This window comes from Leisingera sp. ANG49 (assembly GCF_059694505.1).
Genome location: NZ_JCATZN010000001.1, coordinates 433,130 through 449,100, shown reverse-complemented (window position 1 = coordinate 449,100; position 15,971 = coordinate 433,130). Strand labels below are relative to the sequence as shown.

The window sequence follows — 15,971 nt, the reverse complement described above, 5'->3', positions numbered from 1 at the left end:
GCGGCTTGCCCCTTTCGCGCATAACGTGAAATGATCCCCCAATTGAGTTAGGAGGATTTATTGATGGCTATTTTTCGTATTGGCGCGGTTGTGCTGTTAGCAGCTGGCGCACCGCTTGGCGCCAAAGCTGAAAACTATATCAGCTGCAGCGACTTGATTTCATTTTCTAAAGGCATCGGCCCTTTGATCGGAACAATCAGTCACATGTTGGAATGGTGCGAGGAACGTGTCCCAAACGATCCATCCTGCAATGAGCTACTGCGAGTTGGCAGAGAGAATAACCTAGGCCACCATGCGCAAGCTGTGGCGCTCAAGGCTGTAAGCTTGGGCCTAGAATGTCCTGTCGAGGAATAACCCAGCCTTTGAAGGGCTGGGCTTGCCAAATTGCCTCAACTTTCCCTCTCACTCGGCATGATGCTGAATGGATCGGCACCCTCACGCAGCCCACGCTCATAAGCCTGACTCATTTGGCGCAGCGTCTGCGCCTCCCAGGGCTCCGACAGCGCACCCGTCAAAGCGACAAAAGCTTGCAGGTCTATCCACTCAAGGGGAACTGCGCCGGCCATCGGATCGTGCTTTACCGGCCCGGCGTCGAACAACGCATCAAGAAGATATTGGCCTGCGCGAAGCTCCAGGAAAGGCGGGGGGATTCCCGCCTCCCGGTAGGCATCTGCACGGGTTTGCTGCGGCCGCTTGGCATCGTCTTTGTGATCGATACAGGAGTTAAGCCAGCCCGCCTGGTGCGAGGCGTGGATCAGCCTGCGGAGATTTGCCCCAAAAAACGGGCGCCATCCTCTGCCGCTTCAATCACCTGCTTGGCAAACGGCTTGTTCGTCAGCTCGAATTTGGGAACGGTGATGTCCTGGCCGTCCTTGTCTTTCGAGGTGATCATCACCGTTTTGCCCTGATCATCCTTGAGCGTATCCATTTCGGGGAAGGTCATATCAAGGATGCCGCGGATTTGCTCCTCGGTCTCCACCTTTGCCCCTTCGTTCTCGATGTTGCGGGGCTCGATGATGTAGCGCATTGCCGCATCAATCATCGACTCGTGCAGGGCTTCCATCACAGCCTTTTCGTCATCACCGCCAGCGGCCTCCTCGGCCTTCTTCTGCATTTCGCTGATGCGGGACTGCACAGAGCGGGCAGCCGTGCCGCGGATCAGGAAGCCCGGGGCCTTGCCACCTTCCCCGATGGGGTCGCCGGTGAACGGATGGCACAGGGGCAGGAAAACGCCCTCTTCGGCGCGCTTACGGGTGTTGAATACGGACATGTCCATGAAGTTTATCCTTTGGTCTCAGGTTTCATGCTGGGCCGGGAAGGTTGAAACCACCTCCCTCCCCGGCCCTCATCCGCCCCGAGGGGAGGCGAATTAGGCAGGCTGGGTGGCCTTCACGGTCTTTGCGTTCTGGCGGAAACCGACCTGGAAGCCCTCATAGGAGCTGTTGTCGCCCTGGTTGGGCTGGTGGCTGTGTGCGATGCCTTGGGCGTACTCCACCTTGTCACCGGTCACCGGCGCCGGGCCGTGGCCAGTGTCGGCGCCGGTGCCGTTCACAATCTTCACCGACAGCAGGCCGTCATTGTCGTCTGCCTGGCCGATCAGATCAGCCTGGCCGGTGTCGCCGTCGACGTCGCGGAAAGTCATGGTGGTGTCGACACCTTGGCCGGCGCCCTTCGTGGCCGAGGTAAAGCCGGTGGAAAGGTCCGGAATGTCGGTCATTGAATGGGTCGTGCCCAGCTGCGGAAGGGTAATCAGGCCCTTGACCTGCACCCAGGTCAGCGCTTCGAAGCCCGCGGCATCGTTGGTAGCCGGCAGAGCTTTGGCAACATAGATCGTCTTGCCGATATGGTTCTGCGTCATGTCAGTTCTCCATGCAGAAAGACCCCGCTCGCGGGGGTGTTCAGTTCAGGTTGTGGGGAATGCCCGCTTTGCCCCGCGAGCTGATAGGGTTACTCGGCGTTCCCCGCCGATTTCCGCGCCCAGCCCTTGGCGAGCCAGGCTGCTGCGTCTTTTTCCAGCGGGCGGGCTTCCTGCCCGATCTCGCCGTTGCGCTTGTCGGTGTTCACCAACGTCACGCGCGAGGGCGTTTCAGCGGCCTTTTCAGCCGCGGGTTGGAGTTTGGTTTTGCCAGTCAATTTGACCTCCATTGGCTGCTTATGATGCCTCGTAGCGGATCTTGATCGGAAGCCGCCAATCCTTGGCGTCCCGGTATCCCTGGCCGATATGAGGCGGTTGAGTGATCGTGATCTTGCCGCCCGTCACATCGAGCTTCAGAGACTGCCGGAAGCGGGCAGCGATAAGGTCGGCCTGCCGTTCATTCGGCCGCGCCCACTTGTCCAGATTCCCGACCACGGTCACCTGCACAAACCCTTTGTGGACGGTTCCTTCGCCGTTCAGCGTCCGGTCTTCGGGCTGTAGGCGGACCACTTCGAAGGCAAGGTGCGGTTCAACGGTGGCCGTGAAGGTCCTGTTTTCCCAGACAATGGGATAGACGCCCGGCATACCTTTCAGATGCTGCCCGAGTGCGTCTGAGATATCCGCCTCGCTGATCATTTGCCCTGCACCTCTCTGGTCCGTGCGTCCACGAATTCCTGAAACCGCGCCGCGTTGGCGCCGACATAGTGCCGCCCTGGCTGGTTGTACTGCCGTCCCTTGGCATCGGTGCCGGTGAACCCTGCCTCAATCCGCATCGCGTATTCCTGGGTCCAGGTGAAGGTCAGCCTGTCGCCCAGCTCCATTCCGGCGATAACGGTGGTGTAGCTTGCGGCGCCCTTACCGGCAGCCCCGCCATCGATCGAACTCACCAGCGAGTTCACCAGGTCACCGGTCAGACCCACCGGGATCTTGCCCTCTTCGAAACTGTCGGCGCCGCGGGTGATGCCCAGCTGGGTTGTCTGGGCCGCCTCAACCACATCCTGGATGGCCTCGGCCGCCACATAGCGCATATTCCTCTTTGTCTTCTGCACGAATTCAACCACTTGTGCCGCGAACGTCTTGGCCATGCTCAATCCCTCCGCAGACGGACCCGATAGATGGCCATGCAATTGCAGCCGATGGTGTGTTTTGCCGGGGCGCCGTCGTCGTGCGGCCGGCGCATCCTGGTGCCGTCAGGGAACTCGAAGTGCTCCCCCGCCTCGATCACCGTGCCGTGCATAGCCTGATGATCCAGCCGCGGCTCCAGCGAGCGGTTGTGCTGCCAGCGTGCGGTGACCGTCTCAACCTCGGGATTGTCCCGCAGCTGCTCGATACCTTCCTCCCGGCCCGCAGCGAGTGCCTGGCGCGCCTGGTGCTTTGCGATGACCCGCCCCCGGTATCCAAGCGCCTTGGAGCGATGCGCCTCCATGATCCGGTCCAGCTGCCTGCCGGTGATCGCCCGGCCCTCGCGGATCGCTTGGAGGATGGTCTTGTCGAACCGCTTGTCGCGCAGCTTGAGCCGGAGATACGCCCGCATCAGGTCGGGGTCAGCGCTGGCCAGCTTGGACCGGCCGGATATGATGCTCTCCGCCTGCTGGGCAGTGACCCCGAGATACCCGCCAACCCGCTTCTTGCCCACCGCTTTCCCGGTGATTTCCCGGGCAACCGCCAAACTGGAGCGCCCCTCAGCCAGCCCGGAGACAATGACCCGGCGGGTGGTTTCCACCCCCTCCTCGGTGATGCCCTGGATCAGCTGGGCGCCGTTCTCCTGAACCCAAGCCTCTGCGCGGGGATGGCGGCCGTTGAACCCGAACCAGCCGCTGAGACCGCGCGGGGCAATCTTGCCGCCGAGGGTGCCGCCGGTCACGTAACCGTCCCGGACCGCCTCATGCAGGGGCCAGAACAGGGATTGATCCAGCCGCAGCAGCTGCACGGCATCTTCGATCCGCCCGGCCTCGATCAGCGCGGCCAGTTCCTTCTGGCCAACCGACAGAGCGGCCCGTGCGATTGCCTCCTCAAAGGCACGCCGGATTTTGGGCTCCAGCTTTGCCAGAGCGTCCCGCAGTTCGCGTTCCTGGGCGGCCATACGACCTCCGCTTTCAGATTGTCAGAGATAGGGGCTCAGCCGGTCTGGCCGACAACAAAGCCCCAGCAGAATGCCTCGAAAACTCGCCAGTCTGCTTCGGTAAAGCTGCCTGGCGGCATGGCCGCCACAATCCGCGCCGCGGCCTCGTCGCCGACCTCAAGATGCCGGCGGACCGTATAGGCCTGGGCCGGGCTATCCAGACCCTCATAGAGGCTGGCGAGGTTTTGGCTCAAGTCGGTCAGCTTGCGAGCTCCAGTTCATACATCAGCGCCACGCCGCCAGGTGCAACCTTCGTCACCTTGATGATTTCGGCGAACTCAGTGTCCGGGGTCACTGCGTCTTTTGCAACCCCAACGGCAATTTCGTCGCCATTCACCGGTTCCGCGCCGGTTGCATTCACGGTCAGTTTGCGGATCTGCTCACCGGTCAGCGTTCCCACGGCATCACGGAGCCGCAGGTATTCGTCCAGCGCGGTCAGCTCGTGCAGAACGGGGTCCGGTTCCGGCGTGGCGTCCCAGGGCGTTTCCGGGCCGCCAGCACCCGCCTTGCGCAGTGTGCAGAGCAGCGGACCGTCCCCCACCGCCTCACCAGCCTCCGCCAGTGCTGCAGCGATCTCTTCAGCGATATCGAAGCCGCTCATACCGAGAAAATCCCCACCGGCTGATAGAGATAGGGCCGCAGCATGTCCTCAACCCGGGTGGAAACCGGGGAGGCGCTGTCACTGGCGCCGCCGCCAATGACCTGCCATTTGATACCCTTGGCCTCTGTCAGGACCTTGCGCTCGCCGGGGGTGTAGATCGCCGAGAAGAACCCCGGCTTGGCCAGCTCCAACAGTGCCGCCTCGTAGGTTGCCGCCTCCACATTGGGCGCGGACTCGTCGTACCCGGCGGCGAACCGGGCGACATAGGCAAATCGGATGTGATCGGAGGCCCGCACCAGCGCCGCGGTGGCGTCAGCGTTTGCTGCATCTGCAGGCGCGGAGTTACCGCGGTCGGTGGCATACGTGCGGAAATCTGCAAGGGTGCCGATCATCTGAACCTCCAACAAGGAAACGCAGGCCCGCTACAGGCCCGCGCAGAGTTTCTGGAATTACTCCTGGGGGATGCTCGCCCAGACAACGTCACGTTCGGCTGCATCCACCGGCGCCATGCCTTCCGGCAGCGCCGCGTTGATAGCATCGACCTCCGGCTTGCCGGACTGCGTGAACCCGGTTTCCCTGTCTAGGCCGCCGATCACCTCGGCAATGGCCTTGGCGCGGCTTTGTGCGCTGCCCACACCTTCTGCAGCAGTCGGCATATCGCCATCAGCAACGATCCAGCCATCTTCAGCCCAAGTGCGAACCACTTTGCTGCGGGCCAGTTTCTCCAGCTGCTCCTCCTCGATTTCCAGCCAGCCGCCCGCGGGGACGATGAAGCCGGAACCAAGGCCCAGATCGCCCTTGGTGGTATTGTGAACTTTCATGGTTTCACCTCCATTTGGGGTTCAGGGCCAGTCACCCCGGCCCCGCGTTGCGCTTAGATGCCGTCGCCGTAGCTCACGGCCTTAGGCAGGCGGATATCCAGGCCACCGAGGCGGAACATGCCCGGAATGGTGAACTGGAAGCCCTCGATCTGAACCGGGAAGAACCGGTGAACCATCGGGATGTGGAACTTCAGCACATCCGGCGCCCGGCGGTAGGCAATCATCCGTGCGGTGCCGCCAGCGCCCGCGGTCAGCAGGTTGCGCTTGCCGCGGATGGTCAGCGGCCGCCCGGTCTGAGCCGTGTAGACGTTGGCCTTCTGGATGAATTCCAGGATGGTCATGTCCGTGTCGGTCAGGCGGGTGGAGGCGATGTAGTTGAACCGCTCGGTGGGCAGGATCAGCGTATCCGCCAGCTCCGTTTCCTTGGTCGCAGTGACAACACCGGTCAGGAGGTTGTTCACGTCGCGGATGATTTGGTCCGGGGTCTTCTTCGCCCATTCCGTATCATTGGTGCCGCCGTTTTCGTTGCCATCCGCCTCAACCGAGACCGCGGGCACGCCGGTGTAGCTGTAGAGGCCCTGGAAGTTCTTGTCTGCATCGCCGCTCAGCGCGACGGTGTAGCACATTTCCTCGTAGGCGCGGCGGGCCAGGCGGGCTTTCTCGCCATCCAGCGGAATACCCAGCAGGCGCGCCTGGTTCACCTCTTCGAAGCCATAGCTGTAGCCGATGCCAGCGGCATGCACGGCGGTTTCGTGTTGCCCCATCTGGGCGCCCACGACCGGCACATCCTTGCCGTTGCCGTTCAGCCATTTTGCCTGGCCTGCGCCGTCCAGCGAGTAATAGGTGACGGACTTCACGAACTCACCGGCGCTGGTGTCCACAGGGACCAGCTCGGCATAGTTCAGTTCCGGGTACTTGGTGCGGTAAATGCCAGCCTCGATGTGCGTGGTCTGTTTTACCGCAAAGCCCAGCGAGGCCTGCATGGCATCGTTGAACTGTTTGGTGGTCATGTTCATAAGTCGGCCTCCTTAGGCAGCGCCGGCTTCAGCCGGAACATCGAGATTGACGCGCAGCAGCGCGAGTTCCCCGTTGGCCGCGCTGGTTTCCCAGCGGCACCCGGGCAGCTTGATGGAGCCGCTGCCACCGGCATCGGCGTTGGAGAAGGTGCCGTCAGCCACCTTGACCCAGACCTCATCGCCTGCAGCAACGCCACCAGCGTCGGTGACGGTCACCCACAGCGGCCCCTTGCGCATCAGCAGAGCGGAGTCGTACTGCGCGAATTTGTCGTCGATGACGGACTGGTCGCGAACGGTGATGCCGATCACTGCATCCGAAGCGGCCGAAACCAGATCGCAGCCATTGTCGCTGGCTCCCTGGATCACCGGGACAGCAAAGCCGATGCCTGCAGCAGTTTCCACGTTGCGGGAGATCAGTTCATTCGGCTCGGTGCTGGCAATCATGCCCGCATAGGCCGCGGCCATTGCGGCCGAGTAATTGGTCTGCACAGCCATCGCTTATGCCCCCTTCTGCTCTGCGCCGCCCTTCCAGGCGTCGCTCATTTCGGCCAAGCTTTCCTGATAGGCCTTATCGGCCTCGGACATGCCGCCATCGTGGATGACGCCGGATTGCATGGCGTCGGCGAACTGGTCAGGCTTGGCAGCGTCGGCCGCTTCAACCAAGGCATCGAAACGCGCCTCGAGGTAGGCGTCGGACTTGTCCTTGAGGGCGTCATCACCCAGCTTGGCTGAAACCACAGCCTTGCGGATGGCGGCATCGGACAGGCCTTCGGTTTTGACGTCCTTGACGACCTTGGCCGCGTCGCCCAGCAGCTGGGTACGGGCGGCAACGCGCTTGTCGATATCAGCATCGGACAGCACCTTGCCTTTCAGATCATCGATCTGGGCGTCTTTCTTCGCCAGCTCGGCGTCTTTGGTATCCAGGGCTGCCTGGTGGGCGTCCTTGGTGTCCTGAAGCGCTTTGGCCGAAGCGGCCTTGAACGCCTCAATTGCCGGGGCATCTGCGGCGGCGACCGTCACGGCCTTATCGCCCAGCACCACGGTCATGGTCTGGTTGGACATGGAATATTCCTCCTCGCTGTCCAGGGTGATCGGGGCCGCGCCCCAGGTGTCCGCACCGTCACCGATACGGCATTCAGATCCCGCCCGGCCCTTGGGCACGATGGCGAGGTGGTTTACGCGAATATCCCGCTGGATGGCGTCATAGGCTTCGCCGCCCGGGGTCACGCCGTCCTTGATCTCCAACCGGCAAACATAGCCGGCGGACAGTTCGCGGGTTCCTGCTTCAACCGCGGCGATGGCCGCAGCATCCTTGATGATCAGCGGCAGCTTGATCTTGCCACCTTCCCATTTTGCCTCGGTGGACACCTCCCCCTTGGCCAGATCCGCCCAGTTGTCGGCCGTGACGCGCTCGGGGTGCCCCATGGTGACGGGGGCATGGCTGAAGGTGGCCAGGCTTTCTGGTGCCCGCACCTCATCCTCCGGCCGGTAGACCCGCACCACATCCTTGTCGGCCAGACCGACCTCGGCACCGCTGTAGAGCTGAATACCAGTGCGGACGGCAAAGGCCTCGGTGACGAGGTAGCCGTCCTGCAGCTTGCGGGTGCCGCTCAGCGTGGCGCTGTCGGAGAAATGAAACTCGCTCATGCCTCTGAAATCCCTTCCTGCCAGTCTTCCTTGATCTCGGAGAAGACCTCCGGCCCCAGCACGACCTGCCCTTTGAAGGGCTCAACATCTTCGAGCGCCGGGGCGTCGTCGGCATAGGAAATGGTGATGTGCGGCTGATACTCCGGGTGATCCCAGCTGGCCCCGGCGTCGGTCATCTCTTTGTGCCGCCAGTGCAGGTGGTGGCTGGAGAACAGCAGCACCTTGGCGTCTCCGAAGGCCTCCATGGCGCGCGGGCCGCCCTCGGTCACCTTGACCTCCTCGCTCCAGGCCTCGCCGACCTTGAACCAGTCCACCGGGGTGCGGCTGTAGGCGATGGTCACATGCAGGTCATCGGCGGGCAGCGTGGTCTTGAACCCCTGTTCTTTCGCCCAGGCGATGATCTCCTCGGCATTCAGGACCGGACGATGCACATAGAGGGTGCGCGGGGCGGCATCGCTCAAGCCCTGCCCGGTGTGGTCACCCAGGGCGGCAGCCTCATCGTCATCACCTGGCTCGCCCGTGCCGAATTCGCCGGCGTATCCCTCCAGGCCCGGGAATGCGCCGCTTTCAGTCAGCGCGTTGACCGCGGCCTTACTGATGGCCTCCGGCGGCGTGCTGCCCATGCGCTCCAGCTTCTCCAGGGCGCTCATGAGCTTGTCGGCGTTTTCGGCGATCTCCTTCTCGCTCAGCTGCCACAGGGGCCGCCAGGCGTAGTGGATCTCATCCGGTCGCGCGCCCAGGGCCGAGCGGATCAGGCATTCGTTGAGGGTGTGCAGCTCCGGGTCGATCCAGAGGGTTTGATGCACCTTCACAAGGTCGTAGTAGCCGCGCACGTCGTTGTCGCCGGTCGAATTCAGCCCGCCCGGCGACATGCCGAACAGCCGGGTCATCGGGATGCCGGCGGCCGCGCTCACACGCTGAGCGAACTTGTCCAGAAGATCCGGAATGCCGCTGAAAGACGCGCTCTTCTGCTCGTAACCCTCGTCCTCATCCAGCAGCAACGCGCCGTTGATGCCCTTGGCGATGTTGGCCAGCTGGAACCGGCGGAGCAGCAGCTGTTCATATTCAGCGCCGCGGCTGCGCAGGTTCTCGGTCAGTCCCTTGACCTTCATTACATCCACCTTGGCCTCATACATGAGGCTTTCGGCGTTGGCGGATGCGGAATCGTCTCGCTGCACGGCTGACAGGACCGTGTTCAGCATGCTGTCGCCCCAGCCGTCGGTCTGGATGATGTTGCCGCCGGGGGCGATCTTGCTGCGCAGGATCACCAGCCGCGACGGATGGATCTCGATGGCACCCTCAGGCGTGTTGATGCTGTAGTGCTTGGGCCGCTTGTAGCCAGGCTTGCGAGGGTCATCCTCCAGTTCGCCCGGGGTCAGCTCCTGGCGGCGCAGGACGGTCAGGTATTTGAGCCCGCCCTTTCCGATGCTCTCCGGCCGCAGCTCCTCGGAAATGTCGCTGGCGCCATCACCGATCAGGATGGCCCCGCCGCCCCAGGCCCGCGCCGCCTTGATCGCCTCAATGAGCTTGCCCTGCAGCCCCAACCGCTTCTCCTCGGCCTCCAGCAGGGTGATCTGTGCTTCCTTGGCCTTCCATTCCCGCCATTCCCGCCCGGCGTCCTCGGCCGGAACGTCGATGATCCGCTGAGCCAGGTAGGAGGTGCGGTAGGCCGCCTCGATCTGATCTTCGGTCAGCAGCGACAGCATGTAGACAGCGCCCGCGGCCTTATCCCGGCCGGTGCCCATGCCAGAGACCACGTTCTGCAGCCCGTCATGCATGAGAACCGTGCCGCCATCGGCGGTGCGGCGGTAATGCGGCTTGGTCAAAGCGCGCCCTCCCAGGAGAATTTCTTTTCTGCCGGGGCCGCTGCCATCACGAAGGCGTCGGCCACGTTCGGCGACGGGACGTCCCGTTTCGCCAGGTCTTTCTTGCTCTCGACCTTGGATTTACCTGCGTTGTCGAAGTCCCGCAGCGGGGTGGAGAGCTCATCGATGAGCTGGTCCAGATGCTCGCATTCACTGGAGATGGAAATCATCTCATCCACCGGGCTCATGATACCCTTGGTGACTGCGTTGAAGGTATTGCGGAACCTCCTGGCCACTTCCCACCAGGCCTGCGCCTTGAGGTTGGCGTAGAAGTCTTTGTTCAGCGGAGACTGCGGATCGTTCTTGTCGATCCGCTCATCCGGTTCGCGAACTGCGTCACCCGCATTGAATTTCCGGTATTCCAGGCTGACGTGGTGCTTCTTGTTCAGCGCCTTGAAGTGCGCCCCGGCAAAGGCACCAACGCCGATACTGTCATAGTCAATATCAGCCTGCAGTCGCCGCGCTGTTGCATGCACCCTGCCGGCCGATTTGAGCAGCTCATCCTCTTTTGCCGCCCATTCATCGATTTCCGTGGCCACCCAGCCATGCATTGCCACAGTGGCGCACTTGTCGTTGCCGTCATCGGCAACATCGAAGCCGACCCGCTTAGCGCCTTCCCGCGCCAGCCCCAATTTCTTGTCCGCGTCGATAGCCGCCAGCACCCAGGAGCGCTTGATGACCACCGCATCGCCATCTTCCCGCGGTTCACCACCGTAGATATGGCGAAACTCTTCCTCATCCTCGGCCCGTTTCCGGTCGATCACCTTGAGGATGGTGGAGGACAGGAACGGGTTCTCGTCGTAGTTGATGTGGCGCTTGATGGTGGCGCCGACCTCACCCTTGATCTTGCCCTTGATGGTTTTCGACGGCGTGCCGCGGACAAACGTCCGGTAAACGAAGTCTGTCACCAGGCGCGGGTTGAAGATGATCCAGAACTGCGAGCCCTCGCCCCGCAGCGTCGGCTCCAGAATCTCCCACTGGGTGGATGTCAGGTTGTGCGCCTCTTCAAGCCAGCAGATGTCGATGCTTTCGAGAGACTTGATCTCGTCAATGTGCCGCCACAGGCCATAGAACAGGAACTCGGCCCCGGTGACCTTGTGGATGATCGTGTTCTTCTGGATGTCGAACTCATCCTTGAGCCCGAACCGTTCAATCTGGATCTTGAGCAGCGTGTACACGCTCTCGCTGATCTTGTTCTGGAACTGCCGCGCGCACAGAACCCTGATCTTGCACTGCGTCGCCAGGAAGATTGCGAACCCCGCCGCATCCCATGACTTCGAGCTGGACCGGCCGCCGTAGAGAACCCTGTTCCGTGCCGGGGTCAGCCAGAAATCCCGGAGGACTGGATTAAGTGTCGCCTTCCTCTTCGCTTGCCCCGCCATAGAAATCAGCCAACGTCCTCACCTGCACTGGCCCACCGCCCAGGCCTCCGAGTTCCCGGCGGTTGGTGTAGGCGTTACCCACCTCCTTCGCCGCCTGCTCCAGCAGATCCTTGGCCAGCACCATGTTTCCGATGGTCTCGGCCTTTTCCGCCATGCGCTGGAGAGTGCGCAGACGCACGGCCCGGTGGCTGATCCCGATCTGGCTGGTGTCCTCCAGGAAGGCCTTGCGGGTCTCTTCGAAGATGGCCCGCCACTTGTCCGCGAGTTTGCGCCCTGCCCGTTTGTTCGGGTCGTAGCACTCGATTGCCTGGGGCGTGATCTTCACCCCGAATTCTTCCTTGATCGCATTCGCCACGGTGCTGGGGCTGTCAAAACACGCCAGCGCCTGCACAGCATAAGTTTTCTGCTCATTGGTTAGGCGGCTGTTTGCCATATCTGTTTCAAGCCTCCGTCAAGGCTGGCCTATCGTTGGTCAGGCGCAGTTGCCGCAGGCGTGGGCGATCTCAGCCACTGCGATTTCCGGCCCCGCATTTGCTGCATCCACCAATTCCCGAACCCGTGTTGCCTCTGCCCCGTAGCGGCGGACCACACCCACGAATTCCTCAACATCGTGGCCGCGCATCACATAGACAGGCAGCCCGGTGGACTTGCTGAACTTCGGCGCGCCGAATGCGTCTTGGTCCTGGGCGCAGTGGTAAAGCTCGTGCTCGATCAGGGCGCAGCGCTCGGTATCCTCCGCCTGCAGCCACCATTCCGCATGGATCGTGATGATGAAGTCCGGCACCTGACCGAACCATTCAACCACTTGCAGCTCGGCTCGGGCCTTGGACCATTTGCCCATGGCGCCTTGCGGCTGGCCCTTTTCCGCGGTCCCGATGACCATGCGGCCCTTCTTGGTATTCGCGACGTTGGTCCAGAGAAAGCCGATGCGTGCGAAGCGCAGGTGTGCGTGATCCGGGTTCTCCAGCTCCCCGCCCTCGGCAAGGAACGTCTCGTGCGCCCAAATGGCCAGATCCGGCGAGGGCTCGAACCATTCAGACAGCCCCAGCGCCTTTTCCTCATCAGGGAGCGGAATATTCACCGGCGGGCCACCTTGCGTGCAGCGTCGCTCAGCTTGGCAATCTGCATGGCGCGCGGGTCATTCCGCCAGCCCTTAGGCTCCTTGCCGCCATGGCGTGCGATATCCGCCAAGTAGCTCAGGGCAAGGTCAGCCATGGTGTCACCTCAGCATGAGAAGAACGCATCCGAACCGAGCACGGGATGTGCTCGAAAAATCAGTCTCTGAATGCAATAGAAGCGTCAGCAGCAGAGCCCTTAAGCTCCACCAGTTCCTGAATATCCCGTCAGGTACGCCACGCGGCCGGCCCGGAGCCTTGCGATACACGCGCAATTCGGTAGCGGGCTTAGTCTACCACATCTTGTGCATCCATCAAGCAGTCGTGTGCAAATAGCCCCAAATTCGAAAGCCAACTTCGAGCCCTGAGCCACCATTGCCCTGTTAGGCCATTTCGCCCATGCAGCAAGTCGGACGCAGACCACAGTCGCCGTGCATACGCAGTGCGACATGCGGCCGAGCTCTGCAATCAAACACACGTCGTCAAAGAGTAAATATTTACCAGTTCGTTGTTTCCCACGGATTACCACGATCCGTCTTCACTGCCAGCGCGCTCCAATACTGAACTAAAAGACAGGCTTTTCATAAAACCTTCCATATACTCCAAATCCAGATCTCCCGTCGAGTTAAATGGCAGTTTAATGGGAGTCTTTTCCATTCTTCCTTTTGTCCACTTGTAGCCATACGTGTATCGATGTTTTCCATGTCTAAGGACACTGGCAATGAACAAGAGAGCCCACTTAGACATAGGTTTTCGAGGCACAAGAACATTGACGTCGTCACACGCAAAAAATGGTCGATCTTGGTAAAACGCCCAGCCAACGGAGTTTCCGTTGTAAGGCACCGTAAGAACTCCCCCAGGGAAAATTGGCTCCAAGTTGCAAAAATCGGTAACTCCGTTTTTCTTCTCGGATGCCCCGATAAACCTGGTTGCACCTGGTTTTCTCTCAGATTTCGTTACCCTTTTTCCTTTCTTGACGTCGAATAAGTTCTCTATTTTGACTGACCTCCAAGAATCCAATTCAATATCAACCCTCACATCCCCAAGCGGGGCACATAGGCCGTCATGAGATGGAACGTCAGTTTCCTCCACCCAGCCTGGGACAGTGTCGGGAACAATGAGTGTTGAAAGCGTCCTGTTAGCCTCACGACCAAAGGCCGAGTATCTAAATCTATTTCTCGTTATGCACATTGCGTAGAAGAGCTTGTGCTTGAGAGGAAGATTGGGATCCAGAGGATTTAAAATGGCAACGTTTTGAGCAGTATAAAAGGCGCCTTGCTGCACAAAAGCGGAAAGCAAGAAAGATCCGCCTAATGCAACGGTTATTGCACCGGGAGGATGCGGGTTGACGTCTTTCAATTTCTTCACGTACCCACTTACACCCTGATTACTCCCCCTGCGCCCAACAAATGCAAAGCCCACTTCTTTGTTGCATTGCGTCATCTTGTTCATGTCAAGCTTATGACCGTACGACACATCGAACAATGCATCCAGCCTCATGACACGTCACCCGTTTTCTCGGCCGCGTTGCTCAGAGAGAAGAGCGCATAATCGAGCAACGTCTTCTCAAAATCTTCTCTATTTATACTTCCGTAATCTGTCTCCATATATGCTTCTGCGACCCATTCATCATCTGGACATACTTTGCAAGTAACCGACTCACCAGGGTGTGTTTCTCTGTTGCGGTAAACCTCAACCCACCTATCTTTAATGTCTGCCCATCTATGATCCCGATCAACGCGGCCCAAGTTTTTAATCTTAGTGAAGCCGTCGTCCCTCCAATAGCCAAACCAAGTCTTTTTGTCTGATTTTTTGTGAGGCACACCCGCCGTGAATACCATGATGCACGTTACAACCCCTACTGGGTGAAATACCTCTGGGGGCATCGACATGACAGCCTCAAGCGTATGTTTTGACATAAGGTTGACCTTATGGACTGAAGGGGCTGTTGCACAAGATATTGGGACAATGGCGACACCCACTCCTCCTTTTTGAAGAGTGTCCATCATATGCTCAACAAACCTTAGCTCATGCAGATCCGCTTTCGATTTTGCATAAGGTGGATTAATGAATCCGACCGTTGGCTTGTGAAGTTTAACTGCTTTGCTTATTGCCGTGTCGAAGCAGGAGCCTTGGTACAGATTTGCTTTGCCGTCACCGCGAAGAATCATGTTAGAGGCCGCAAGAGCATACATTGTAGCCTGCTGCTCCACGCCTATAAGTCTATCCCCTTTAATAGATTCAATTTCGGATTGTGTCGACGCGGTTTTGATCATTTTTGACATTGCGGATATGAGAAAGCCTCCAGTACCCGCGCACATATCGATCACTATGTCATCCTTCGACACATTGGCAATTTCTGTGAATAAATCTGTGACATGCTTAGGTGTTAGTACAATTCCAAGTCCCTTTCCATCTCCTCCGGTGTATTTCAGAAATTCTCCATAAAATCTTCCAACGACATCAAAATCATTGTACACGTTGATGAACGGCATTACGCGGTCGGCGAGTAATGATATTATCTCCGAAAGAAGCCCTTTAGGGTACGCTTTGGTAGGTTTTCGAAGTTCTGGATGCACCTCAATATTTGTGAAAGGCTGCGTCATATTCTCCAATTTTGCGATAGGAAGATCTGCCTTCCTAATTTCTTCCTTGATAGTCTGCATCCAGAACGCAGGGAGTTCTTTTGCGGGGTAGGCCTGATAAGTTTTCGAGAAAATTTTGCTTGAGAGGGCAATTAGTGTACCTGCAACCGCCAATGGCTTCTCCTTCTCTTCCAACTCAGCCTCGTCCCGCATAAAAATATGCATTTCATTGCTGAATTGAATAAGATCGCGCTCTCGCTTAGCGTGAACCTTCGGATCGAACGAAGCGGCTCGAATGATATCTTCGAGGGGGATCAGCTCTTCTACTTCGGCTCCGGTAGGTGCAATAAGAGTCTGCGGCTCAGTTTCGCCTTGAGGGATCAGGAAATTTGACCACTTGCGCCCCTTTTTGTCGCCGCTGACGGCCATGGCAATCACAGTATACTTGTGCGTCAGCGCTCTCGCATAATGAAGTACGCCATCTACGGCATAATCGGCTGGCCGGTTCCTCTTGGGAGACTCATGCTTTGAAATTTCAGCTTTGCACTCAATTAGCAAAACCATATCAGGTGTTTCGGGTGTCGTGATGATGAATTCAGGATAACCCGCTCCACCTTTTCCTGTTTTGGAAGCTTTGGATAAAGCTGACCTAATCGACTTAATGGCAGACTGTTGTTTTTCAACGAGAATAGCCTCTTCGTCCTCATAGTAGCCAGTATTCCTGAGGAGTTCGTCAACCAAATCTTCTGTCAGTCTTTCGTTCGGCATACATTCCTCGCTGATTTGATCTGGAAACGAAAATCTTCCTCAGAGGACTACAAGACAACCACAACAGTGCGCAAGATGCGACTTCTGGTAAACCGCTGCGAACAAATAATTTCTTCAACCTCCAGGGCGGGAAC

21 protein-coding genes are annotated in these 15,971 nt (G+C 59.3%); 1 reads left to right on the top strand and 20 read right to left on the bottom strand.

The window, feature by feature from the left end:
- Positions 1 to 63 precede the first annotated feature (63 nt).
- Complete coding sequence (locus AC58NV_RS02270) at positions 64 to 354, top strand: hypothetical protein (RefSeq protein WP_497225698.1); 291 nt, start codon at positions 64 to 66, stop codon at positions 352 to 354.
- 400 nt (positions 355 to 754) lie between these two features.
- Here AC58NV_RS02270 and AC58NV_RS02265 read toward each other — a convergent pair whose 3' ends face one another.
- The 20 genes from AC58NV_RS02265 to AC58NV_RS02170 form a co-directional block, all read right to left on the bottom strand.
- Positions 755 to 1,276 (bottom strand): hypothetical protein, encoded by a 522-nt coding sequence (locus AC58NV_RS02265; protein ID WP_497225697.1) that lies wholly within the window; start codon positions 1,274 to 1,276, stop codon positions 755 to 757.
- Between the two features lie 93 nt (positions 1,277 to 1,369).
- Positions 1,370 to 1,858, bottom strand: coding sequence for a hypothetical protein (locus AC58NV_RS02260; RefSeq protein ID WP_497225696.1), 489 nt, complete (start codon positions 1,856 to 1,858; stop codon positions 1,370 to 1,372).
- Between the two features lie 89 nt (positions 1,859 to 1,947).
- Entirely contained in the window at positions 1,948 to 2,145 is a 198-nt protein-coding gene (locus AC58NV_RS02255) for a hypothetical protein (protein ID WP_497225695.1), read from the bottom strand.
- A 7-nt stretch (positions 2,146 to 2,152) separates the two neighbouring features.
- The gene (locus tag AC58NV_RS02250) at positions 2,153 to 2,551 is read right to left on the bottom strand and encodes a phage tail terminator-like protein (RefSeq protein ID WP_497225694.1); all 399 of its coding nucleotides are present in this window, start codon (positions 2,549 to 2,551) and stop codon (positions 2,153 to 2,155) included.
- Positions 2,548 to 3,000 (bottom strand): hypothetical protein, encoded by a 453-nt coding sequence (locus tag AC58NV_RS02245; RefSeq protein ID WP_497225693.1) that lies wholly within the window; start codon positions 2,998 to 3,000, stop codon positions 2,548 to 2,550. Before AC58NV_RS02245 ends, AC58NV_RS02250 begins: the two co-directional genes overlap by 4 nt.
- A gap of 2 nt (positions 3,001 to 3,002) precedes the next feature.
- Positions 3,003 to 3,998, bottom strand: coding sequence for a putative phage head morphogenesis protein (locus AC58NV_RS02240; protein WP_497225692.1), 996 nt, complete (start codon positions 3,996 to 3,998; stop codon positions 3,003 to 3,005).
- Between the two features lie 35 nt (positions 3,999 to 4,033).
- Complete coding sequence (locus AC58NV_RS02235; RefSeq protein WP_497225691.1) at positions 4,034 to 4,231, bottom strand: hypothetical protein; 198 nt, start codon at positions 4,229 to 4,231, stop codon at positions 4,034 to 4,036.
- Positions 4,232 to 4,236: 5 nt separating this feature from the next.
- On the bottom strand, positions 4,237 to 4,638 hold the full coding sequence (locus AC58NV_RS02230; RefSeq protein ID WP_497225690.1) for a hypothetical protein: 402 nt from the start codon (positions 4,636 to 4,638) through the stop codon (positions 4,237 to 4,239).
- Complete coding sequence (locus AC58NV_RS02225; RefSeq protein WP_497225689.1) at positions 4,635 to 5,030, bottom strand: hypothetical protein; 396 nt, start codon at positions 5,028 to 5,030, stop codon at positions 4,635 to 4,637. The genes AC58NV_RS02230 and AC58NV_RS02225 overlap by 4 nt, the downstream gene beginning before the upstream one ends.
- Before the next feature lie 57 nt (positions 5,031 to 5,087).
- Positions 5,088 to 5,459: a hypothetical protein gene (locus tag AC58NV_RS02220; RefSeq protein WP_497225688.1), complete on the bottom strand. Its 372-nt coding sequence runs from the start codon at positions 5,457 to 5,459 to the stop codon at positions 5,088 to 5,090.
- Between the two features lie 53 nt (positions 5,460 to 5,512).
- Positions 5,513 to 6,475: a DUF2184 domain-containing protein gene (locus AC58NV_RS02215; RefSeq protein WP_497225687.1), complete on the bottom strand. Its 963-nt coding sequence runs from the start codon at positions 6,473 to 6,475 to the stop codon at positions 5,513 to 5,515.
- A gap of 12 nt (positions 6,476 to 6,487) precedes the next feature.
- Complete coding sequence (locus tag AC58NV_RS02210) at positions 6,488 to 6,970, bottom strand: structural cement protein Gp24 (protein WP_497225686.1); 483 nt, start codon at positions 6,968 to 6,970, stop codon at positions 6,488 to 6,490.
- Positions 6,971 to 6,973: 3 nt separating this feature from the next.
- The gene (locus tag AC58NV_RS02205; protein WP_497225685.1) at positions 6,974 to 8,122 is read right to left on the bottom strand and encodes a DUF2213 domain-containing protein; all 1,149 of its coding nucleotides are present in this window, start codon (positions 8,120 to 8,122) and stop codon (positions 6,974 to 6,976) included.
- On the bottom strand, positions 8,119 to 9,948 hold the full coding sequence (locus tag AC58NV_RS02200; protein ID WP_497225684.1) for an anti-CBASS protein Acb1 family protein: 1,830 nt from the start codon (positions 9,946 to 9,948) through the stop codon (positions 8,119 to 8,121). The genes AC58NV_RS02205 and AC58NV_RS02200 overlap by 4 nt, the downstream gene beginning before the upstream one ends.
- Complete coding sequence (locus tag AC58NV_RS02195; protein WP_497225683.1) at positions 9,945 to 11,369, bottom strand: PBSX family phage terminase large subunit; 1,425 nt, start codon at positions 11,367 to 11,369, stop codon at positions 9,945 to 9,947. Before AC58NV_RS02195 ends, AC58NV_RS02200 begins: the two co-directional genes overlap by 4 nt.
- Positions 11,335 to 11,802: a DUF2280 domain-containing protein gene (locus AC58NV_RS02190; RefSeq protein ID WP_497225682.1), complete on the bottom strand. Its 468-nt coding sequence runs from the start codon at positions 11,800 to 11,802 to the stop codon at positions 11,335 to 11,337. The genes AC58NV_RS02195 and AC58NV_RS02190 overlap by 35 nt, the downstream gene beginning before the upstream one ends.
- A 39-nt stretch (positions 11,803 to 11,841) precedes the next feature.
- Positions 11,842 to 12,450, bottom strand: a complete 609-nt coding sequence (locus tag AC58NV_RS02185; protein WP_497225681.1) for a putative metallopeptidase — start codon at positions 12,448 to 12,450, stop codon at positions 11,842 to 11,844.
- Positions 12,447 to 12,584, bottom strand: coding sequence for a hypothetical protein (locus tag AC58NV_RS02180; RefSeq protein WP_497225680.1), 138 nt, complete (start codon positions 12,582 to 12,584; stop codon positions 12,447 to 12,449). Before AC58NV_RS02180 ends, AC58NV_RS02185 begins: the two co-directional genes overlap by 4 nt.
- A gap of 422 nt (positions 12,585 to 13,006) precedes the next feature.
- The gene (locus tag AC58NV_RS02175; protein WP_497225679.1) at positions 13,007 to 13,984 is read right to left on the bottom strand and encodes a restriction endonuclease subunit S; all 978 of its coding nucleotides are present in this window, start codon (positions 13,982 to 13,984) and stop codon (positions 13,007 to 13,009) included.
- The gene (locus tag AC58NV_RS02170; RefSeq protein ID WP_497225678.1) at positions 13,981 to 15,810 is read right to left on the bottom strand and encodes an HsdM family class I SAM-dependent methyltransferase; all 1,830 of its coding nucleotides are present in this window, start codon (positions 15,808 to 15,810) and stop codon (positions 13,981 to 13,983) included. Before AC58NV_RS02170 ends, AC58NV_RS02175 begins: the two co-directional genes overlap by 4 nt.
- Positions 15,811 to 15,971: the final 161 nt, after the last annotated feature.